Raw genomic sequence first — 21609 nt, 5'->3', positions numbered from 1 at the left:
GGCGTTTGAATTTGCGCATGTTCATGAGCGAAGCACCACGCCGCTGTCATCTTCCCACCACACGTAAACCTGATCACCCCAGGTCGGCCGCTGGCCACGGCGCTCGGCGTTGGCGACGAACGACTGGACGATCTTGCCGCTCGGCAGCTCGACGTAGAACACCGAGTGACCGCCGAGGTAGGCGATGTCGTGCACCTTGCCGCTGGACCAGTTGTATTCGCAGGTCGGCATGGTCGGGGTCACGAGCAGTTTTTCCGGGCGGATCGCGTAGGTCACGGACTTGTCTTGCACCGAGGTGCTGATGCCGTGGCCGACATAGATCTGGCGATCCAGGTCCTTGCAGGTGATGGTCGCGTGGCCTTCGGCGTCATCGATCACTTCACCGTCGAAGATGTTGACGTTGCCGATGAATTCGCAGACCAGGCGGCTGGTCGGGGTTTCGTAGATGTCGATCGGGCTGCCGATCTGGGCGATCCAGCCCAGGTGCATGATCGCGATGCGCTCGGCCATGGTCATGGCCTCTTCCTGGTCGTGGGTCACCATGACGCAGGTTACGCCGACGCGCTCGATGATCTCGACCAGCTCCAGCTGCATTTGCGAACGCAGCTTCTTGTCCAGTGCACCCATCGGTTCGTCGAGCAGCAGCAGCTTCGGCCGCTTGGCCAGGGAGCGGGCCAGGGCCACACGCTGACGCTGACCACCGGACAGCTGATGCGGTTTGCGCTTGGCGTACTGGCTCATCTGCACCAGCTTGAGCATGTCGGCCACGCGCGCATCGATTTCCGCGGCCGGCAGCTTGTCCTGCTTGAGGCCGAAGGCAATGTTCTGCGCCACGGTCATGTGCGGGAACAAGGCGTAGGACTGGAACATCATGTTGATCGGCCGCTCGTACGGCGGCATATCGGTGATGTCTACGCCATCGAGGAAGATCCGCCCTTCGGTTGGACGCTCGAAACCTGCGAGCATGCGCAGCAAGGTGGATTTGCCCGATCCCGAACCGCCGAGCAGGGCGAAGATTTCGCCTTTCTTGATTTCCAGGGACACGTCGTCCACGGCAATCGTCTCGTCGAACTTCTTCGTGACCCGGTCGATTTTGACCAACACCTCTTTAGGTGATTGGTCGCCCTCGAGGGCTTTCTTATAGGCGCCGGAGGCAACTGCCATTTACGAAACTCCCAGAAAAAAAGAGTGCAGTTCGCTCAAGGTGAGCCAACCTTGGATAGTTTGAGCCTTGAAGCTATTTACCCGACTTGACCGTGGTCCAGCTGCGGGTCATCAAACGCTGAATCTTCGGTGGTAACTCGATGGACACGTAGGTCTTGTCGAGCACGGTTTGCGGTGGATAAACCGCTTCGTCGGTGCGAATGGATTGTTCCATCAGTTTGTCCGCCCCCGGATTAGGGTTGGCATAGCCGACGTAATCACTGACCTGGGCGATCACCTCAGGCTTCAGCAAATAGTTGATGAAGGCATGGGCCTCTTTGACGTTGGCCGAGTCCTTCGGAATCGCCAGCATGTCGAACCAGAGCGCGCCACCTTCTTTCGGAATGGTGTAGGCGATGTTGATGCCTTTCTTGGCTTCTTCGGCGCGGGTGCGGGCCTGGAAAATATCGCCGGAGAATCCGACGGCGATGCAGATATCGCCATTGGCCAGGTCCGAGATGTATTTGGAAGAGTTGAAGTAAGTCACGTAAGGCCGCACGGCCAGCAACTTGGCGGTCGCTTTTTCGTAGTCCTTGGGGTCGGTGCTGTTGGCGTTCAGGCCCATATAGTTGAGGACCGTGGGCATCATTTCATCAGCGGAGTCGAGGAACGCCACACCGCATTTCTGCAGCTTCTTGATGTTCTGCGGCTCAAACAACACGCTCCAGGAATCGATCTTGTCGACGCCTAACACTTCCTTGATTTTGTCGACGTTGTAACCGATGCCGTTGGTGCCCCACAGATACGGCACGGCATACTGGTTGCCCGGGTCGTTCTGCTCCAGGCGCTTGAGCAGCGCCGGGTCGAGGTTCGAATAGTTCGGCAACTGCGATTTGTCGAGCTTCTGGAAAGCACCGGCCTTGATCTGCTTGCCGAGGAAGTGGTTGGAAGGCACGACCACGTCATACCCGGTATGCCCGGCCAGCAACTTGCCTTCCAGGGTTTCGTTGGAGTCGAAGACGTCATAGACCGGCTTGATGCCGGTCTCTTTCTGAAAGTCTGCCAGGGTGGTCTGACCGATGTAGTCCGACCAGTTATAAATATGCACGGTGCCGGCGGCCTGAACATTGACGGCAAGCGTCAACCCGGCAGCAACCAGCATGGCATTGCGCAACAAAGAAAAAATAGGCAAGTGGAGGTCCTCTAAAATTAGTTGGGCCCAAGTTGCCCCGCGTTACATGACAGCCATGGCTGCCTGGCAACAAAACCGGCGCGCAACTTACCCTCGAAAAACCGTTCCAGCAAAACTTTTATGCAGATACCTGCAGGAGCGAGCCGGCTCGCGATGGTCGTCAACGATGACGCGGGGTGCCTGACACCCCGCGGTGCTCTCAGGCTCATCGCGAGCAAGCTCGCTTCCACAAGGTTTACTTGTTACTTACCGGATTTGATCTTGGTCCAGCTGCGAGTCAGGATCCGCTGGGTCGCGGCCGGCAAGTCGGCAATCGCGTACAGCTTGGCCAGCACGTCCGCTGGCGGGTAGATGCCTGGATCGCTGGTGATGTCTTTATCCACCAGTGGCGTGGCAGCCGCGTTACCGTTCGGGAAACGCACGGCGTTGGTGATTTCAGCCATGATTTCCGGCTTCTGCAGGAAGGTCATGAACTTGTAGGCGCCTTCGACGTTTTCGGCATCTTTAGGGATGGCGACCATGTCGTAGAAGCTGCCCGCACCTTCTTTCGGAATGTTGTAGCTGACTTTCACCTTGTCACCGGCTTCAGCCGCGCGGGACTTGGCCTGGTAGATGTCGCCCGAGTAACCCACGGCCACGCAGATGTTGCCGTTGGCCAGGTCGGAGATGTACTTGGAAGAGTGGAAATAAGCGATCGAAGGACGAACCTTCATGATCAGCGCTTCAGCCTTGTCGATGTCTTCTTTCTTCTGGCTGTCGGTTGGCAGGCCCAGGTAGTGCAGCGCCACCGGAATCATCTCGGTTGGCGAATCGAGCAGGCTGATACCGCACGACTTCAACTTGGCGGCGTTCTCAGGCTTGAAGATCAGGTCCCAGGAATCGGTCGGTGCGTCGGCACCCAGTGCAGCCTTGACCTTCTCGGCGTTGAAACCGATACCGATCGAACCCCACATGTACGGGAAGGCGTGTTCGTTGCCCGGGTCGCTGACCGATACGGCCTTGAGCAGGTCGGTGTTCAGGTTTTTCCAGTTTGGCAGCTTGGACTTGTCCAGCTTCTGGTAAACGCCGGCCTTGATCTGCTTGGCCAGGAAATTGTTCGACGGAACGACGATGTCGTAACCGGACTTGCCGGCCAGCAACTTGGCTTCGAGGGTTTCGTTACTGTCGAAGACGTCGTAGACAACTTTGATACCCGACTCGTCTTCAAACTTCTTGATCGTGTCCGGAGCGATGTAGTCGGACCAGTTATAGACGTGCAACACCTTGTCGTCCGCCTGAACCGCGCCCGCCATAATGCCCATCAGGGACATGGCGAGAAGAGTCTTGCCAGCAAACTTTTTGCCTAATGCCTTCATGCGTGATGCTCCAAATTTTTCTCTTTTGAACCACTATGTTCAGCGGCCGAACCCGGGCAACTGGAACCGCGGCTAGTCTGGCAAGATCCGAGGCGGTCTTTCAACAAAAGGCCGCCTCTTATGACTGTGCCGAGCGAAAGTTTCATACTCCCGCTCAGAGCCTAGCACTTAGCCCTGCAATGCACTGAGGGTCAGGTCCAGGCACTTGCGTGCCTTGGTCACCAACTCATCGATTTCCGCCAGTGTAATCACCAGGGGTGGCGCGATGATCATGGTGTCGCCCACGGCGCGCATGATCAGGCCGTTATCGAAGCAGAACTGCCGGCAGATCATGCCAACGCCCTTGCCTTCGTAACGCTTGCGAGTGGCCTTGTCCTGCACCAACTCGATAGCCCCCAACAGACCTACCCCGCGAACTTCGCCCACCAATGGGTGATCGTTCAGCTCCCGCAGACGTTTCTGCAAATACGGTGCCGTTTCGTTGTGCACGCGCTCGATAATTTTTTCTTCGCGCAGGATGCGGATGTTTTCCAGTGCCACCGCAGCCGCCACCGGGTGCCCGGAGTAGGTGAAGCCATGGTTGAAATCGCCGCCTTCATTGAGCACCGCCACCACTTCATCACGCACGATCAGGCCACCCATAGGGATGTAGCCGGAAGTCAGGCCTTTGGCGATGGTCATCATGTCGGGCTTGAGGCCGTAGAAGTCGGAACCGAACCACTCACCGGTGCGGCCGAAACCACAGATCACTTCGTCAGCCACGAACAGGATGTCGTACTTGGCGAGGATTTCCTTGATGCGCGGCCAGTAGGTGTCTGGCGGAATGATCACGCCGCCGGCGCCCTGGATCGGCTCGGCAATAAAGGCGCCCACGTTGTCGACGCCGATTTCCAGAATCTTCTCTTCCAACTGATTGGCGGCCCAGACACCGAACTCCTCCGGCGTCATGTCACCGCCTTCGCCGAACCAGTACGGCTGGGCGATGTGGACGATGCCCGGGATCGGCAAGTCGCCTTGTTCATGCATGTAAGTCATGCCGCCCAGGCTCGCGCCGGCCACGGTGGAACCGTGATAGCCGTTCTTGCGGCTGATGATGACTTTCTTCTTCGGCTGGCCCTTGATCGCCCAATAGTGACGAACCATGCGCAGCATGGTGTCGTTGCCTTCGGAGCCGGAACCGGTGAAGAACACATGGTTCATGCCTTCAGGCGCGATGTCGGCGATGGCTTTGGCCAGCTCCAGCACCGGTGGGTGAGCGGTCTGGAAGAACAGGTTGTAGTACGGCAGTTCGCGCATTTGTTTGCTGGCGGCATCGGCCAGTTCATCGCGACCGTAACCGATGGCCACGCACCACAGGCCAGCCATACCATCGAGAATCTTGTTGCCTTCGCTGTCCCACAGGTAAACGCCCTTGGCGTTGGTGATGATCCGTGGGCCTTTCTCTTTCAACTGCTTGAAGTCGCTGAACGGGGCCAGGTGGTGATCGTTGCTCAGGGCTTGCCATTCACGGGTTTGCGGGTTGTTGCTGGTCATACCAATCTCCTAAAGAAAATCAGGTGGAGGCGCCGTCTGGCGACAACGGACGCCCGGCGTGTCAGACGGCAAAAAGCAGGAACTCCCGTTCCCACGAACTGATCACGCGCTTGAAGTTTTCATGCTCGGCCCGCTTGACCGCCACGTAGCCAGTAATGAAATTTTTGCCCAGGTACTTCTCGATGGTCGCGCTGTTTTCCATGCGTTCCAGCGCATCTTCGATGGTCAGTGGCAGGCGCAGGTTACGGCGTTCATAGCCACGGCCCACGACCGGCGCACTCGGGTTCAGTCCTTCGACCATGCCGATGTAACCGCAGAGCAGGCTCGCGGCAATCGCCAGGTACGGGTTCGCATCGGCGCCCGGCAGGCGGTTTTCCACCCGACGGTTTTGCGGCCCGGCATCCGGAACCCGCAGGCCCACGGTGCGGTTTTCTTCGCCCCACTCCACGTTTACCGGTGCCGAGGTATCCGGCAGGAAACGGCGGAACGAATTGACGTTGGGCGCAAACAGCGGCAACAGCTCGGGAATGAGTTTCTGCAAGCCACCGATGTGGTGCAGGAACAGCTGGCTCATGGTCCCGTCTTCATTGGAGAAGATGTTCTTGCCGGTTTCGATGTCGATGATGCTCTGGTGCAAGTGCATGGCACTGCCGGGCTCGCCGGTCATGGGCTTGGCCATGAAGGTCGCCGCCACGTTGTGCTTGAGCGCGGCCTCGCGCATGGTGCGCTTGAACACCAGGATCTGGTCGGCCAGGGACAGGGCATCGCCGTGACGGAAGTTGATTTCCATCTGCGCCGTGCCGTCCTCGTGGATCAGCGTGTCGAGGTCCAGCTCCTGCAGTTCACACCAGTCGTAGACGTCTTCGAACAGCGGATCGAATTCGTTGGCCGCTTCAATGGAAAACGATTGGCGACCGGTTTCAGGGCGCCCGGAACGGCCGATCGGCGGCTGCAGCGGGTAATCCGGGTCATCGCTGCGCTTGGTCAGGTAGAACTCCATTTCCGGCGCCACAATCGGCTGCCAGCCCTTGTCGGCATAGAGTTTCAGGACTTTTTTCAGCACGTTGCGCGGCGACAGCTCGATCGGGTTGCCTTGCTTGTCGTAGGTGTCGTGAATGACGATGGCGGTGGGCTCGATGGCCCAAGGCACCAGGTACACCGCGCTCTGGTCGGGACGGCAGATCATGTCGATGTCGGCCGGGTCGAGCAGCTCGTAATAGATGTCGTCTTCGACGTAATCGCCGGTCACGGTCTGCAGCAGCACGCTCTCTGGCAGGCGCATGCCCTTTTCGGCGATGAATTTGTTGGTCGGCGAAATCTTGCCCCGGGTGATTCCGGTCAAGTCGGCGATCATGCATTCGACTTCTGTGATCTTGTGGTCTTTCAACCAATCGGTGAGCTGGTCGAGGTTGTTACTCATAAATGCCTCTAGGCTTTGAGTTTCCTGACTCTTGCAGGAGTCGGGCAATGTTTGACGCATCGGCGCCGCGTTGGAATTCAGGTGTACGAAAGGCTATCGTGTTTTTTTTGCACCACGTCGCAAAATGCCAGGCGTGCAGAATCGCAAGCGGCGCCCAAGGCAATGGAGGCGCCACTATTATTCTGAATCGGTTCTATATTGAATGGAGTAACCGTAATGGGGGTGCCATCAAGGCCGTCCAGAATATCGGACGCAAAGCGTCGATTTGCCAGGGACGGAAAGATCACCGGCACGCCGGGAGCCGCGAAGGCTGCGACGCTGACGTGAATATCGCCACTGATGTGATAAGCATGCAAACCGTTCAGCTTACCGCAGTCGGTGATGCCGATTAACGACAGGCGAGACATGTAGCACCCCGGTATTATTGCTGTTATGGGTTTGATTCGAGCTTAGCCTTGTTCATTTTTTTACACAACACCCCCGTAAAAAATACAACACGGCCCGCTCAAGTGTGCAGACGGCATAGCGCTGACGGGCATAAAAACGCCCCAAAGTGCCTCAAAAAAGCCGTACGAGCGCTTTTTTGGGGCAAAAACGGCCTCGCTTGACTTCGGCATGCCGTTCGGGTTGACTGGAATCCGAAGAGATCAATGATTGATATTTTTAACAACAAAGGTGTTGCATCATGTCGGTACCCCCGCGTGCCGTTCAGCTTAACGAAGCGAACGCGTTCCTTAAGGAACATCCTGAGGTTCTGTACGTTGACCTTCTGATTGCGGATATGAATGGTGTGGTGCGCGGCAAGCGCATCGAACGCACCAGCCTCCACAAGGTTTACGAGAAAGGCATCAACCTGCCGGCCTCTCTATTTGCTCTGGATATCAATGGCTCGACGGTGGAAAGCACCGGCCTGGGCCTGGACATCGGCGATGCTGACCGAATCTGCTATCCAATTCCCGACACCCTGTGCAACGAGCCATGGCAGAAGCGCCCGACCGCGCAACTGTTGATGACCATGCACGAACTCGAAGGTGATCCTTTCTTCGCCGACCCGCGCGAAGTGCTGCGACAAGTCGTAACCAAGTTCGATGAACTGGGCCTGACCATCTGTGCCGCGTTCGAACTGGAGTTCTACCTGATCGACCAGGAGAACGTGAACGGCCGCCCACAACCACCGCGCTCGCCGATTTCCGGCAAACGCCCGCACTCGACACAGGTTTACCTGATCGACGACCTCGACGAATACGTCGACTGCCTCCAGGACATTCTGGAAGGTGCGAAAGAGCAAGGCATCCCGGCCGACGCCATCGTCAAGGAAAGTGCCCCGGCGCAGTTCGAAGTGAACCTGCACCACGTGGCCGACCCGATCAAGGCTTGCGACTACGCAGTCCTGCTCAAGCGCCTGATCAAGAACATCGCCTACGACCATGAAATGGACACCACCTTCATGGCCAAGCCTTATCCGGGCCAGGCGGGCAATGGTCTGCATGTCCACATCTCGATTCTCGACAAAGACGGCAAAAACATTTTTGCCAGTGAGGATCCCGAGCAGAACGCCGCACTGCGTCACGCGATCGGCGGTGTGCTCGAGACCCTACCGGCGCAGATGGCTTTCCTCTGCCCGAACGTCAACTCCTACCGTCGTTTCGGCGCACAGTTCTACGTGCCGAACTCGCCGTGCTGGGGCCTGGACAACCGCACTGTCGCCCTGCGCGTGCCGACCGGTTCCGCCGACGCGGTTCGACTGGAACACCGCGTGGCCGGTGCCGACGCCAACCCCTACCTGCTGATGGCTTCGGTCCTGGCAGGCGTGCACCACGGCCTGGTCAACAAGATCGAACCGGGCGCTCCAGTGGAAGGCAACAGCTACGAGCAGAACGAGCAGAGCCTGCCGAACAACCTGCGCGACGCACTGCGCGAGCTGGACGACAGCGAAGTCATGGCCAAGTACATCGACCCGAAATACATCGATATCTTCGTGGCCTGTAAAGAGAGCGAGCTGGAAGAGTTCGAACACTCCATCTCCGACCTCGAGTACAACTGGTACCTGCATACCGTTTAAGCGGTTGCAGTAAAAAAGAACGCCGTCGGCTATTGAAGCCTACGGCGTTTTTTTATGGCCGCCTGCGGCGGATCGCTGGCAAGCCAGCTCCCACAGTTGATCTCCAGTGAACATAAATTCCGTGTACACCGGAAATTTCTGTGGGAGCTGGCTTGCCAGCGATGGCGGCCGACGAGACAACACGCAACCCCGCTCGTACAATGCCCGCTGCCCCGCAGGAGACTTCAATGACACGCGTAGCCACCCCCCGCAAACCCCGCGCACGCAGCCAGGCCCGGATCGATTCGATACTCGATGCGGCCCGCACACTGCTGGCCGCCGAGGGCGTGGCCAGCCTGTCGATCTACAGCGTGGCCGAGCGCGCGGAGATCCCGCCCTCCTCCGTCTATCACTTCTTCGCCAGCGTCCCGGCCCTGCTCGAAGCCCTGACCGCCGACGTCCACGCCGCCTTCCGCGCCTGCCTGCAAGCCCCCATCGACCACCAAGCCCTCATCGGCTGGCGGGATCTGTCGCGCCTGGTGGAACAACGCATGCTCGAGATCTACAGCGAAGACGCCGCCGCCCGCCAACTGATCCTCGCCCAACACGGCCTGACCGAAGTCACCCAGGCCGATCGTCAGCACGACATCGAACTGGGCGACCTGATGCACAAACTGTTCGACCAACACTTCGAGCTGCCGAAGCTGCCGAGCGATGTCGATGTGTTTGCGCTGGCCATGGAGCTCGGTGATCGGGTTTATGCGCGCTCGGTGCAACAGCATGGTCAGATCACACCGCGCATGGCTGAGGAAGGGATGCGGGTATTTGACGCCTATCTTGGGCTGTATTTGCCGCCCTACCTGCCCAAGCGAGCTATACCTGCCTGATTTTTATCGGCCTCGCCGGCCCCATCGTCGGAACGCCGCCCGGAGCAAGCTCGCTCCCACAGTGGATGGGTGTTGAACACAAATTGTGTGGCCAACCCAAAAACCTGTGGGAGCGAGCCTGCTCGCGAAGGCCGCGCCGCGGCCTCACTGACGGCCCACGCCCTTACAACTTGGCGATCGACACCTCGGTGGATTTCACGAATGCGATCACTTCGCTGCCCACGACCAGCTCCAGCTCTTTCACCGAACGCGTGGTGATCACCGAAGTGACGATGCCGGAAGCGGTTTGCACGTCGATTTCCGACAGCACGTCGCCGAGCACGATTTCCTTGATGGAGCCTTTGAACTGGTTGCGAACGTTGATGGCTTTGATAGTCATGATGTTGATTCCTGTCGTTGGATAAAGCTGGAGTTATTGAGCCCAACGCAACTGCGTAGGCAAGGGTGAAACAGGTTCCGGCTCCGGCGGTTGGCCGGGCAGTGACAGCACACGGTTGAGGACTTCGGTTTCCAGCGCCGCCAGTCGATGGGAACCGCGGACCCGAGGGCGCGGCAACTCCACATGCAGGTCGAGGCCGACTTCGCCGTCTTCGATCAGGATCACCCGATCGGCAATCGCCACCGCTTCACTGACGTCGTGGGTCACCAGCAACACGGTGAAACCGTGCTGTTGCCAGAGCCGTTCGATCAGTTGCTGCATTTCGATTCGGGTCAGCGCATCCAGCGCGCCCAACGGCTCGTCGAGCAACAGCAGGCGCGGTTGATGAATCAACGCGCGAGCAAGGGCCACGCGTTGCTTCTGCCCTCCGGACAGCGCGGCTGGCCACTCGTTGGCGCGATCCGCCAGGCCGACCGCTTCCAGCGCTTCCAGCGCTTGCGGCCGCCAATTGCCCTTGAGCCCCAGGCCGACGTTATCGATGATCTTTTTCCATGGCAGCAGACGCGCTTCCTGGAACATCAAGCGTGTGTCTTCCCGCGCCTCACTGAGCGGCGCGGAACCGGCCAGCAATTCGCCGCCGGTAGGCTGATCGAGACCGGCGAGCAAGCGCAGCAAGGTGCTCTTGCCGCAGCCGCTACGACCGACCACGGCGACAAACTGGCCTGCCGGAATGTGCAGGTCGATCTCGCGCAACACTTGCCGCGAACCGAAGGTTTTTTGCAGATTGCGCACCACCAGCGGAATCCCGCGCAGCAGGCGTGGAGGTTGTTGAGCCGTCATGCAGCACCTCCCTTGGCGACTTGATAAGCCGGATGCCAGCGCAGCCACACACGTTCGAGCCCACGGGCGGCGAGGTCGGCCAGCTTGCCGAGCACCGCGTACAGCAGAATCGCCAGCACCACCACGTCGGTCTGCAGAAACTCCCGGGCGTTCATCGCCAGGTAGCCAATGCCGGAACTGGCGGAAATGGTCTCGGCGACGATCAGCGTCAACCACATGAAGCCCAGTGCGAAGCGCACGCCGACCAGGATCGAAGGCAGCGCCCCCGGCAGGATCACCTGACGGAACAGGCTGAAACCGGACAAACCATAACTGCGCGACATCTCCACCAACGCCGGATCGACGTTGCGGATGCCGTGGTAGGTGTTGAGGTAGATCGGAAACAACGTGCCCAGCGCCACCAGGAAAATCTTCGCCGACTCGTCGATGCCGAACCACAGGATCACCAGCGGAATGAGCGCCAGATGCGGCACGTTGCGGATCATTTGCACCGAGCTGTCGAGCAGGCGTTCACCCCATTTCGACAGTCCGGTGATGAAACCCAACGTCAGGCCGATGCTGCCGCCGATGGTGAAACCCAGGGCAGCACGCCAACCGCTGATCGCCAGATGCGTCCAGATCTCGCCGCTGCGCACCAGGCTCACACCGGCTTCGATCACGGCGATCGGTGCCGGCAGAATCCGTGTCGACAACCAGCCCGCCGACACCGACAACTGCCACACCGCCAGCAACAACACCGGCAACGCCCAGTGCGCGAGGCTGTGGATGATTTTCTTCATGGCGCGCCTCAGCTCTGGGACGCGGCTTTGGGAAGAATGTCATTGGCCACCATCTCGCCGAACGGGCTGACGTAACCGGCGCTTTTCGGCAGTTCGGGACGTTCGATATCGAGGTGCGGGAACAACAACTCGGCAACGCGATACGACTCTTCCAGGTGTGGATAACCGGAGAAGATGAAGGTGTCGATGCCCAGGTCCGCGTACTCCTTCACGCGAGCGGCCACGGTCGGACCATCGCCCACCAGCGCCGTACCGGCACCGCCGCGCACCAGGCCAACGCCAGCCCACAAGTTGGGGCTGACTTCCAGGTTGTCGCGACTGCCGCCGTGCAGCGCAGCCATGCGTTGCTGGCCGACCGAATCGAAGCGCGCCAGGGAAGCCTGGGCGCGAGCGATGGTGTCTTCGTCCAGCTGCGAAATCAGGCGGTCCGCCGCTTGCCAGGCCTCGGCGTTGGTTTCGCGCACGATCACATGCAGACGAATGCCGAAACGTACGGTACGACCGAGCTTCGCGGCCTTGGCGCGGACTTGTTCAATCTTTTCGGCAACGGCGGCGGGTGGTTCGCCCCAGGTCAGAACCATTTCAACCTGCTCTGCCGCCAGGTCCTGCGCCGCCTCCGAGGAGCCACCGAAATACAGCGGCGGACGCGGTTGCTGAATCGGCGGATAGAGCAATTTGGCACCCTTCACGCTGATGTGCTGACCGTCGTAATCAACGGTTTCGCCTTCCAGCACGCGGCGCCAGATGCGGGTGAATTCCACCGAGGCCTGATAGCGCTCGTCATGGCTGAGGAACAGACCATCGCCGGCCAACTCTTCCGGATCACCGCCGGTCACCAGGTTGAACAGCGCACGACCGCCGGACAGGCGATCCAGGGTTGCAGCCTGACGCGCCGCCACCGTCGGGGAAATGATCCCGGGGCGCAGGGCGACAAGGAATTTCAAACGCTGGGTGACCGGGATCAGCGACGCCGCCACCAGCCACGAGTCTTCGCAGGAGCGACCGGTGGGGATCAGCACCCCGCCGAAGCCCAGACGATCCGCCGCTTGCGCGACTTGTTGCAAGTAACCGTGGTCGACGGCGCGAGCGCCTTCGGCAGTGCCAAGGTAATGGCCGTCGCCGTGGGTTGGCAGGAACCAGAAGATATTGAGGCTCATGGAGTGGTCTCCTTGGGGAATCGATTTACTGGGCTTTGGTGACTGCGCTTTGGGCAACGGCTGCCGGTGGCGTCCAGATCACGTCTTTGATGCTCAACGGTTTCGGAATCAACTTGAGCTGGTAGAAGCTGTCGGCGATTTTCTGTTGTGCGGCGACCACGTCCGGGGTCAGGAACAAGGCCCCGTAACCCTGGCGTTTCACCGAGGTCAGGGTGATGTCCGCCGGCAGGCCGAGCAGTGGCGACACTTGTTGGGTCACCTCTTGTGGATTGGCCTTGGACCACTCGCCGACGGCACGCACTTCTTCCACCAGGGTCTTGATCACCTCAGGATTTTTCTGTGCGTAAGGCTTGGTCGCCAGGTAGAACTGATGGTTGTCGACGATGCCTTGGCCATCGCGCAGGGTGCGCGCTTGCAGTTGCTGTTCGGCGGCTGCCTGGTACGGGTCCCAGATCACCCAGGCATCGACGCTGCCACGTTCGAACGCGGCGCGGGCATCGGCTGGTGGCAGGAACACGGTCTGGATATCGGTGTACTTGAGGCCGGCGTCTTCCAGTGCGCGAACCAGCAGGTAGTGCACGTTGGAGCCTTTGTTCAGGACGACTTTCTTGCCCTTGAGGTCCGCCACCGATTTGATCGCCGAGTCCTTCGGCACCAGGATCGCTTCACTGTGAGGGGCTGGGGGTTCGTAGGCGACGTAAAGCAAATCAGCGCCCGCCGCTTGAGCGAACACGGGCGGGGTTTCGCCGGTGACGCCGAAGTCGATGGAGCCGACGTTCAGGCCTTCGAGCAGCTGAGGCCCGCCAGGGAATTCAGTCCATTGCACATCCACGCCTTGGGCGGCGAGGCGTTTTTCCAGAGTGCCTTTGGCCTTGAGCAGCACCAGGGTGCCGTATTTCTGATAGCCGATTCGTAATGTTTCAGCTTGAGCTTGTGTAATGGCGCCGAAGGCTACAGCCGCTGCAAACAGAGCGACCAGACCGCGACGCAAAATAACAGGGCGCATGGCGCTCTCCTTTTTGCAGTTGGGTTTTGGCTGCACCTGCTTGCCCGTTAGCGGGCGAGTAAGGCCAGTACATCAATTTGGGATAGGGCTTAAATGCTCCAGCGAGCACTCAACAAACGTTCATTCAACAGGTTCGGATCGAGCGGCTTGGGCCGTCGGGCCATGGCGCTGAAAAACAGCTCCAGCGATTCATTCAGTCGTTGCTCCAGCTCCGGCGCCAACTGCGCCAGCGCGCCGCCTTCGCCGTAGGCGATCTGGCTGTCCACCGCGAAAATGCCGTGGAGCATTTCCTGGGCCTTGAGTGCCGACAACACCGGCTTGAGTGCGTAATCCACCGCCAGCATGTGGGCGATGCTGCCACCGGTTGCCATTGGCAGAACCACCTTGTGGCTCAGCGCGCGCTCGGGCAGCAGATCCAGTACCGTTTTCAACGCGCCGGAGAACGACGCCTTGTACACCGGTGTGGCGATCAGCAGGCCGTCGGCGTTCTCAATCTGTTGCAGCAGGTCGATCACCTTCGGGCTGTCGAAGCGTGCATGCAGCAAGTCTTCGGCCGGGAAGTCCCGTACCTGGTAACTCACCACTTCCACGCCTTGCTCTTGTAACCAACGCTGGGAGCGGTCCAGCAGCACCCCGGAACGGGAGCGTTGGCTTGGACTGCCACCGAGTGAGACGACCAGCATTCAGACAATTCCTGAGTGGGGGCGATTCGCGGTTTGCGATCTCGCTTCGATGGAGAGACCTTAACAGTTGATTAATATATCCATAAATCATATTTATTCATTTGGTTATGCAATTTAGAGATATAAAAATCCACTTCTTCCAGGCGAAAAAAAAGGCCGTCGAAACGGCCTGAAATCCCCTGCTTTGTGGATCTGCACAAACCCCTGTGGGAGCGGGCTTGCCAGCGATGGCGGTTTGACTGACAGACCGCGTCGCTTCAATCGCCAGCAAGCCGGCTCCTACAAAAGCGATTAGCGATTGGGCTGCGGTGTCAGGCGCAGGTATGGCTTCACCGCGCGGTAGCCCTTGGGAAAGCGTTGCTTGATTTCATCTTCATCCTTGAGCGAAGGCACGATCACCACCTCATCACCGTCCTGCCAGTTGGCCGGGGTGGCCACCTTGTAGTTATCGGTGAGTTGCAGCGAGTCGATCACCCGCAGGATTTCATGGAAGTTGCGGCCGGTGCTCGCCGGGTAGGTGATGGTCAACCGGACCTTTTTGTTCGGGTCGATCACGAACAGCGAGCGCACCGTGAGTGTGTCGTTGGCGTTCGGGTGGATCAGGTCGTACAGGTCCGAGACCTTGCGGTCGGCATCGTCGAGGATCGGAAAGGTGACAACAGTGTTCTGGGTTTCGTTGATGTCTTCGATCCATCTGTGATGCGAATCCACCGGGTCGACGGACAGCGCAATGGCCTTGACCCCGCGCTTGTCGAATTCATCTTTGAGCCTGGCCGTGAAGCCCAGTTCGGTGGTGCACACCGGCGTGAAGTCCGCCGGATGGGAAAACAGCACGCCCCAGCTGTCGCCCAGCCATTGGTGGAACCGGATGGTGCCGGCACTGGAATCCTGTTCGAAGTCGGGGGCGATATCGCCGAGTCTGAGGCTCATGGTGCTGCTCCTTGTGAGTGCTTGATGAGCTCAACTGTGCCTGTGTTTTTTATCCATTAAAAAGAATAAATATCGATTTATTTAGACCCAGAAAGAATATTAAAGATCTGTTCACTGGACGCGCCTGCGCATCCCGCCGAACATCGCCAGCGAGGTTCGAGAAGGCCTTGAGTTGCTGCAAAAAGGGGAGTTTCAAGGCAGGTTTACGGGGGTGAGCCCGCCTTGAAAACGCAAAAGCCCCGCCCGGCGAGATGCCGGGCGGGGCTTTTTTTTGGTTCTTCACGGATTACCGGGAAAGACGCTCTTGATCTTCATGAAAAAGAATTCGCTATCCCGGTAACCGTACGCCATCCGCTTAATGACCTTTATTCGATTGTTGATGCCTTCCAATTGGCCCGTATGCATCGGCCAGCGAACACGACTGACGATGCCTCGCCAGTAACCCTTCAGTCGTTTGGCAAACTGGATCAGAGGTGGTATTTGGCTTTCATGAGCGTGGCGCAACCATTGCTGCCAGGCTGATCGCCAGCCCCAAGCGGTGCTCGGTGCCCAAAGCGTTTTGAGTTCAGCCTTCATCAAATAGACCGTCATCAACGCTTGGTTGGCCGCCAGCAGATCCTCCAAACGGACCTGTTGCTCCGGCGTTTTCAGGTTCTGCGGGTTGCGCAGCAACAGCCATCGCGCTTGCTTGATGACCTTTCGGGCAGGCTTGTCATGACGTAGCCGATTAGCTTCATCGACGCGGACTCGATCAATCACCTCTCGGCCATATTTAGCCACCACATGAAAGAGGTCGTAGACCACGCGCGCTTTTGGGCAGTGCTGACGAACCTCCAGGTCAAAGGCGGTGTTCATGTCCATCGCCACCGCTTCGATGCGAGCGCAACCCTCTGGCCCCAGCTCTTCGAAGAATGGCCTGATCGCCGCGCGGCTGCGACCTTCGCCAATCCAAAGCACTCGCCGGGTATCGGCGTCCAGCACGACGCTGGCGTAACGATGACCTTTGAACAGAGCGAATTCATCCATCACCAAGCGCCGTGGCTGCGCCTTTGGCAAAACACTCAACGCCACTTGCAAGGCTCGACGCTCTAGCAACCGAACGCTGTCCCAATGCAGACCGAACAGTTGAGCCACGTGTTTTGTGGGGAGACGCTCGCAGGCTTGAATGACCGCCTCGGCCAGGCGGCGCGTCATGCGGGCATAGCGATCCAGCCAACTGACCGCTTCCATGCGTTTACCACAGTCGCGACACCCAACACGCCGAAGCAAAACGCTGAGGCGCACTGCTCGGCCAAGAATGGGCAGATCGCGGATGACTCGTTGGCAATACTCATGCGTGGTCGAGCACGGTTTTTGGCAGCCGCTACAAGAGGGGAATTGGGTGGCGTGGGGTGTCAGGTCGATCTGTAGCGCATCGCCATCGGGCTTGATGGTGACGACAGAAAAGCCCTCCCAAAAGGGAAGGAAAGTATTAATATCGCGCATAAGAACGCCGGTTTGTTAGATGTGTTTGCTCGCACGAACATCATCAATCAAATCGGCGTTCTTGTTTCTGTGTTTCCCGGGATTCCGTGAAGAACCTTTTTTTTGGTTCATCGCGGCTTGCTCCCGAAGACGTGTGTCATTCAGCACGTTTGTGGCTGAGACGACGCCTTCGGGAGCAGGCTCGCTCCCACACGCTATTACAACAGCGGGATCGAGTAGCTGACGATCAGGCGGTTTTCGTCCTGCGAACGGGTGTTCGGCAGGTCGGTACGCCAGCTGGCGTTTTTCCACGCCACGCCCAGGTTTTTCAGTGCGCCAGACTGGACCACGTAACCAACGCTCAAGTCGCGCTCCCACTCGGAAGCGCCGTTCGCCGCTTCGGCACCACGCGCGTTCACGGTGTCGATGTTATCGCCATGCAGGTACACCACACCCGCCGTCAGGCCAGGTACACCGACTTTGGCGAAGTCAAACGAGTAACGTGCTTGCCAGGTACGCTCGCCGGCACGGGCGAACTTCTGGATTTGCGAGTCGGTGATGGTGTAGTTCGACGAACCGTCGCCCTGGTTCAGCCATGGGAAGTCACTGCTGCCGTTGCTGACCTGGTAACCGCCACCAAAGGTGTGACCGGCAACGCTGTACAGGAACAGGCCGCTGTAGAGGTTGTTGTCGACCTTGCCTTTACCGTTCGCCACGCCGCTGTAGTTGCCGGTGCTGTAGTAAAGCGGATTGCTGCCGTTGGCACCGTCGTCGGTGCTGTTGAAATAACGGAAGTCAGACTTCAATACGCCCGGACCGATTGCCCAGTTGTGAACCAGACCCAGGAAGTGTTGCTTGTAGAAGTCTTCCAGGTTGCCGTAGTAGTACTGGGCAGTCAGGTCTTTGGTGATTTTGTAGTCACCGCCAGCGTAGATGAACTTGTTGCTATTGATGGTGCGTGGGGAAGCACCGTTGATAGCCAGCTGCTCATTGTTGCTGGAGTTACGGCCTTTAACGTGCTCGATCTGGCCGCCGACCAGCGTCAGGTCCTTGATGTCACCGGAGGTGAGCTGACCACCTTCCCAGGTTTGCGGCAGCAGGCGACCGTCGTTGGTCACGATGACCGGCAGTTTTGGCTGCAGAGTACCGAGCTTCAGCTCAGTCTGGGAGATCTTGGCCTTGGCGGTCAGACCCAGGCTGGAGAAGTCATCAACCGCTTCGCCATTGGATTTGCTTGGGAAAACAGTGCCGCCATAAGCAGCACTGTTAGCTGCGCCGTTGGTGCCGCCGCCCGAATCCAGCTTTACACCCAACAAGCCGATCGCATCGATACCGAAACCGACGGTGCCCTGGGTGTAACCGGAGATGAAACGCAGATCGAAGCCTTGGCCCCATTCTTCGTTTTTGTTCGGGCCGGTACCGTCACGGTAATCGGTGTTGATGTAGAAGTTGCGCAGGCCCAAGGTAGCCTTGCTGTCTTCGACAAAGCCGGCAGCGCTCGCCTGCTGCGCCAAAACCCCTGCAGCGATGGCCAGGGCCAACGTGGACTTGTTCATTGTTTCGCTCCTATCGTTTCTAATTCTTTTGGTCCCGGGTCGAGTGCCCTGAATCCTTGATTCGCCTGGCTTTCGCCATAGAGACCCTCGCACTGAAGATCTCCCCCCCTTCATTTGGGCGGCGCAGCATACCTTTTCATAAATCCGAAAAGAATCACTTAGTGTTTTTTGATATCCAAATGGAATATCGATGTATACACGTCACGGGAACGAGATATCGGTGTTGAAACCGATTCCTGTGGTCGTGGTTATCGGAAGTTGAACGGGCTGAGCGTAAAGCGAGGGGCCTGTAGGTCAGGTGGGGCCAACTGTAGGCGTTTGCGGAAAAATCTAAAAAGAATAAAAAACGATTAGAAGCAATCTTTTGGAAATATAGAAGCCGAAGGCATATGAAGGAGCGAGCAGGCTCGCGAAGGTCGTTAACGATTACGCGTTTTTATCGGGTAAACGCGTCGTTCTCGAATCCATCGCGAGCCAGCTCGCTCCTGCAGGTCTACTGCTTACATGAAGCTGTAGGTGTAGTTGAAGATCAGGCGGGTTTGATCCTCATCGGCGGTACTGGTGTTGCCACGGTACATGCCGTGACGCAGCGTCGTGCCAAAGCCTTTGAGCGGGCCAGTCTGGATCACGTAATCCACACGCAGGTCGGTTTCACGCTCGTTCAGGTCCTTGCCCACACCGGAGGTGGCCTTGATGTCCTGACCGTACAGGTAAGCAGCCGAAGCTTTCAGACCTGGGACGCCCAACGCGGCGAAGTCGTAGGAGTACTGACCATAGGAGGTGTTTTCACCAGCACGGATAAAGCTGCCGACGGTGGCATCGGTGAACGAGTAGAAGCTGGCGCCACCGGCACCTTCGTTGCGACCGTTGCCATCGACAACGTTACCCTGGTTCAAGAAGACAAAGCCGCCGTCATCGCTGACACGCTGATGGCCGAGCAGGAACGCGCTGCCACCCAGGGTATAGGTGAAGGTGGCGCTCCAGGTCTTGTTATCGACCTCGCCCAAGTGCTTGGCGTAGCCATTGTTGTTGTTGAAGCGGTAGCCGGCGTCACCGTTCTTGCCGTCGGAGCTGCTATCGAAATAACGAAGATCAGTCTTGAACGACTGGTTCGGAGCGATCGGGTAAACGTGCACCAGACCGAGGAAGTTCTGCTTGTAGTAGTCTTGCAGGTTCGCGTAGTAGTACTGCAGCGTCAGGTCTTTGGTGACCTTCCAGTCAGCACCGGCGTAGCGGAACTGGTTGCTGTCCTGAGTACCACCAGCCACGGCCAGGCCAGTGCTGTTGCTGGACGCACGACCCACTGCGTGCTCCAACTGACCCAGGTTGAAGGTCACGTTGTCGATTTCCTTCGAGCTGATAGTGCCACCTTCAAAGGTCTGTGGCAGTACGCGGCTGTCGTTCGCGATCAGGATCGGCAGGTTTGGCTGCAGAGCGCCACCAACATGGGCCTCGGTCTTCGAGAAGCGTGCCTTGACGTTGCCCGCCACACGGCTCCACGAGCTCTCTGCCGAACCATCGGAATCGCTAGGGTTAAAGGAGTTGTTGTCCGGGTGATGGCCCTTGCCCCCGTCCAGGTGGATACCGACCAGCGCCTGGGCATCGATACCGAAACCTACGACACCTTGGGTGAAGCCCGACTGGTAATCGAACTTCAGACCTTCGGCAGTCTCGCGCTGGCGGTTGGCAGGAGTACTGGCGCCTTCACGTTTATCGGAATCGAAATAATAGGTGCGGGAACTAACGGATGCCTTGCTGTCTTCGATGAAACCGGCGGCGCCTGCCTGCTGCGCCAAAACCCCAACGGCCACGGCCAAGGCCAAGGTGGACTTGTTCATTGTTTAGCTCCTCTCGTTTCTAATTCTTGTAGTCCTGGTCCCGAATCGAATGCCCGGAATCCTAAGATGCGCGATTAGCGCCGTAGCGTGACTCACAAGTCAATCGTAACATTGTGTGTCTACGACCATGGTCTAATCCCACTTTTTTGGCTTACTCAGGGTCATGAACTTGTCACAAACCTGAAAAGAATGACTGGATTCCTTTCTCATTCCATTTAGGAATTAAGCCCGACTTCGCGCATCCCCTCAGGATAGAGAGGCTTGCTCATAAGCTAATTCATAAATGTTATTTATTTTGCGTTTTTTAGATCGATTAGGTTTAGAAGCAATACTGAAACAAAACCTGTCGAAAGGAACAACGCCATGATGACCAAACGCGCACTATCCAGACCATTTGTTACAGTTTGTGTATCGCTCGCCATTTCTTTTTCAGCCCATGCGACGAACCTCACGGTCGGCTACCAGACCGGTATCGACCCCAGCAAAGTCCCTCAGGCGGACGGCGTTTACGAAAAAACCATCGGCGAAAAAATCGACTGGCGCCGCTTCAATAGCGGCCCGGAAGTGGTCACCGCGATTGCGTCCGGCGACGTGCAGATCGGCAATCTCGGCTCCAGCCCTCTGGCTGCGGCCGCCTCGCGCAATCTGCCGATTGTCGCGTTCATTGTGTCCGCGCAAATCAATGCCGCCGAAGCCTTGGTGGTGCGCAATGGCAGCGGCATCGATAAACCGGAAGATCTGATCGGAAAAACCATCGCCACGCCGTTCGTATCGACGTCTCACTACAGTCTGTTGGGCGCCCTGAAGCATTGGGGCCTGGACGCTTCAAAAGTCAAAGTGGTGAACCTGCAACCGGCGGAGATCGCCGCCGCGTGGAAACGTGGGGACATCGACGGCGCGTTCGTCTGGTCGCCGGCCCTGGGTGAAATTCGTAAGACGGGCAAGACCTTGACCGATGCCGCCCAAGTCGGCCAATGGGGTGCGCCGACGTTTGAAGTCTGGGTGGCGCGCAAGGATTACGCCGAGAAACACCCGGAGGTCGTGGCCAAATTCGCCAAGGTCACTCTGGACTCTTTTGCCGACTATGCAGCGCATAAGGACAGCTGGACCGAGCACTCGCTACCGGTGCAGAAAATCGCCAAATTGACGGGTGCCAACGCCGCTGATGTACCGGAGCTACTGGCCGGGTCCGCGTTTCCGGATGCCAAGGCGCAACAGTCCAGCGCGTTGCTGGACGGTGGCACCGCCAAGGCGATTGGCGAAACGGCGAAGTTCTTGAAGGAGCAAGGGAAGGTCGAAACGGTACTGCCGGATTATTCGCCGTATGTGAGCGCGAAGTTCGTCACCGAGTAATTGCCGAATACGGCTGTGCAGCCCATCGCGAGCAAGCTCGCTCCCACAGGGTT

The 21609-nt window shown here is 58.3% G+C and carries 19 protein-coding genes and 1 pseudogene; 4 read left to right on the top strand and 16 right to left on the bottom strand.

The features are described from left to right. Nucleotides 1-21: 21 nt before the first annotated feature. Together ACX3YF_RS08630 and ACX3YF_RS08625 are read right to left on the bottom strand one after the other, a co-directional pair. The gene (locus ACX3YF_RS08630; protein ID WP_130205766.1) at nucleotides 22-1164 is read right to left on the bottom strand and encodes an ABC transporter ATP-binding protein; all 1143 of its coding nucleotides are present in this window, start codon (nucleotides 1162-1164) and stop codon (nucleotides 22-24) included. A 73-nt stretch (nucleotides 1165-1237) separates the two neighbouring features. Beyond that, entirely contained in the window at nucleotides 1238-2335 is a 1098-nt protein-coding gene (locus ACX3YF_RS08625; protein WP_130205764.1) for a polyamine ABC transporter substrate-binding protein, read from the bottom strand. Nucleotides 2336-2455: 120 nt separating this feature from the next. On the opposite strand from ACX3YF_RS08625, the pseudogene ACX3YF_RS08620 reads away from it, so the two are divergent. Then, nucleotides 2456-2584 (top strand): annotated as a pseudogene (locus ACX3YF_RS08620) (outer membrane lipoprotein carrier protein LolA); the annotation flags it as partial. Here the strand turns inward: ACX3YF_RS08620 and ACX3YF_RS08615 are convergent. The 4 genes from ACX3YF_RS08615 to ACX3YF_RS08600 all read right to left on the bottom strand — a co-directional run bounded on the left by ACX3YF_RS08615 (nucleotide 2578) and on the right by ACX3YF_RS08600 (nucleotide 7050). Next, nucleotides 2578-3690 carry a polyamine ABC transporter substrate-binding protein gene (locus ACX3YF_RS08615; RefSeq protein WP_130205760.1) on the bottom strand — a complete coding sequence of 371 codons (1113 nt, stop codon included), beginning with the start codon at nucleotides 3688-3690 and terminating at the stop codon, nucleotides 2578-2580. The pseudogene ACX3YF_RS08620 and the gene ACX3YF_RS08615 sit on opposite strands and share 7 nt — an antisense overlap. A gap of 168 nt (nucleotides 3691-3858) precedes the next feature. Beyond that, the gene (locus tag ACX3YF_RS08610) at nucleotides 3859-5223 is read right to left on the bottom strand and encodes an aspartate aminotransferase family protein (RefSeq protein ID WP_458952174.1); all 1365 of its coding nucleotides are present in this window, start codon (nucleotides 5221-5223) and stop codon (nucleotides 3859-3861) included. A gap of 61 nt (nucleotides 5224-5284) precedes the next feature. Continuing rightward, nucleotides 5285-6643, bottom strand: coding sequence for a glutamine synthetase family protein (locus tag ACX3YF_RS08605; protein WP_130205756.1), 1359 nt, complete (start codon nucleotides 6641-6643; stop codon nucleotides 5285-5287). Between the two features lie 77 nt (nucleotides 6644-6720). Next, a complete protein-coding gene (locus ACX3YF_RS08600; RefSeq protein ID WP_189340339.1) occupies nucleotides 6721-7050 on the bottom strand; it encodes a glutamine amidotransferase in 330 nt (109 codons plus the stop codon). A gap of 278 nt (nucleotides 7051-7328) precedes the next feature. Between ACX3YF_RS08600 and ACX3YF_RS08595 the strand changes: the two genes are divergently transcribed. Further along, nucleotides 7329-8705, top strand: coding sequence for a glutamine synthetase family protein (locus ACX3YF_RS08595; protein WP_130205754.1), 1377 nt, complete (start codon nucleotides 7329-7331; stop codon nucleotides 8703-8705). A gap of 227 nt (nucleotides 8706-8932) precedes the next feature. After that, on the top strand, nucleotides 8933-9571 hold the full coding sequence (locus ACX3YF_RS08590; protein ID WP_130205752.1) for a TetR/AcrR family transcriptional regulator: 639 nt from the start codon (nucleotides 8933-8935) through the stop codon (nucleotides 9569-9571). A gap of 163 nt (nucleotides 9572-9734) precedes the next feature. On the opposite strand, the gene ACX3YF_RS08585 is transcribed toward ACX3YF_RS08590, so the two are convergent. From ACX3YF_RS08585 to ACX3YF_RS08540, 10 genes are all read right to left on the bottom strand, one after another. Further along, complete coding sequence (locus ACX3YF_RS08585; RefSeq protein WP_003229256.1) at nucleotides 9735-9950, bottom strand: TOBE domain-containing protein; 216 nt, start codon at nucleotides 9948-9950, stop codon at nucleotides 9735-9737. Between the two features lie 33 nt (nucleotides 9951-9983). Next, nucleotides 9984-10790 carry an aliphatic sulfonates ABC transporter ATP-binding protein gene (gene ssuB, locus ACX3YF_RS08580; RefSeq protein WP_288100048.1) on the bottom strand — a complete coding sequence of 269 codons (807 nt, stop codon included), beginning with the start codon at nucleotides 10788-10790 and terminating at the stop codon, nucleotides 9984-9986. Beyond that, nucleotides 10787-11569, bottom strand: a complete 783-nt coding sequence (ssuC, locus tag ACX3YF_RS08575; RefSeq protein WP_458973635.1) for an aliphatic sulfonate ABC transporter permease SsuC — start codon at nucleotides 11567-11569, stop codon at nucleotides 10787-10789. Before ssuC ends, ssuB begins: the two co-directional genes overlap by 4 nt. Before the next feature lie 8 nt (nucleotides 11570-11577). Next, entirely contained in the window at nucleotides 11578-12726 is a 1149-nt protein-coding gene (ssuD, locus tag ACX3YF_RS08570) for an FMNH2-dependent alkanesulfonate monooxygenase (RefSeq protein WP_458973634.1), read from the bottom strand. A gap of 25 nt (nucleotides 12727-12751) precedes the next feature. Beyond that, complete coding sequence (locus tag ACX3YF_RS08565; protein ID WP_288100049.1) at nucleotides 12752-13732, bottom strand: sulfonate ABC transporter substrate-binding protein; 981 nt, start codon at nucleotides 13730-13732, stop codon at nucleotides 12752-12754. Nucleotides 13733-13821: 89 nt separating this feature from the next. Continuing rightward, entirely contained in the window at nucleotides 13822-14415 is a 594-nt protein-coding gene (gene ssuE, locus ACX3YF_RS08560; protein ID WP_130205746.1) for an NADPH-dependent FMN reductase, read from the bottom strand. A 291-nt stretch (nucleotides 14416-14706) separates the two neighbouring features. Next, nucleotides 14707-15345, bottom strand: a complete 639-nt coding sequence (locus ACX3YF_RS08555; RefSeq protein ID WP_130205744.1) for a peroxiredoxin — start codon at nucleotides 15343-15345, stop codon at nucleotides 14707-14709. Between the two features lie 279 nt (nucleotides 15346-15624). After that, nucleotides 15625-16830: an ISL3 family transposase gene (locus ACX3YF_RS08550; RefSeq protein ID WP_130211659.1), complete on the bottom strand. Its 1206-nt coding sequence runs from the start codon at nucleotides 16828-16830 to the stop codon at nucleotides 15625-15627. 197 nt (nucleotides 16831-17027) lie between these two features. Beyond that, entirely contained in the window at nucleotides 17028-18365 is a 1338-nt protein-coding gene (locus tag ACX3YF_RS08545; protein WP_130205740.1) for an OprD family porin, read from the bottom strand. Nucleotides 18366-18865: 500 nt separating this feature from the next. Continuing rightward, nucleotides 18866-20203, bottom strand: coding sequence for an OprD family outer membrane porin (locus ACX3YF_RS08540; protein ID WP_130205739.1), 1338 nt, complete (start codon nucleotides 20201-20203; stop codon nucleotides 18866-18868). A gap of 363 nt (nucleotides 20204-20566) precedes the next feature. On the opposite strand from ACX3YF_RS08540, the gene tauA reads away from it, so the two are divergent. Then, nucleotides 20567-21556 carry a taurine ABC transporter substrate-binding protein gene (gene tauA, locus ACX3YF_RS08535; protein WP_454838352.1) on the top strand — a complete coding sequence of 330 codons (990 nt, stop codon included), beginning with the start codon at nucleotides 20567-20569 and terminating at the stop codon, nucleotides 21554-21556. The last annotated feature ends 53 nt before the right edge of the window (nucleotides 21557-21609 follow it).

It is taken from the genome of Pseudomonas fluorescens group sp. PF-69, from assembly GCF_054481235.1.
Note: the sequence above shows the minus strand (reverse complement) of the source record. Positions and strands in the feature narration are given on the sequence as shown.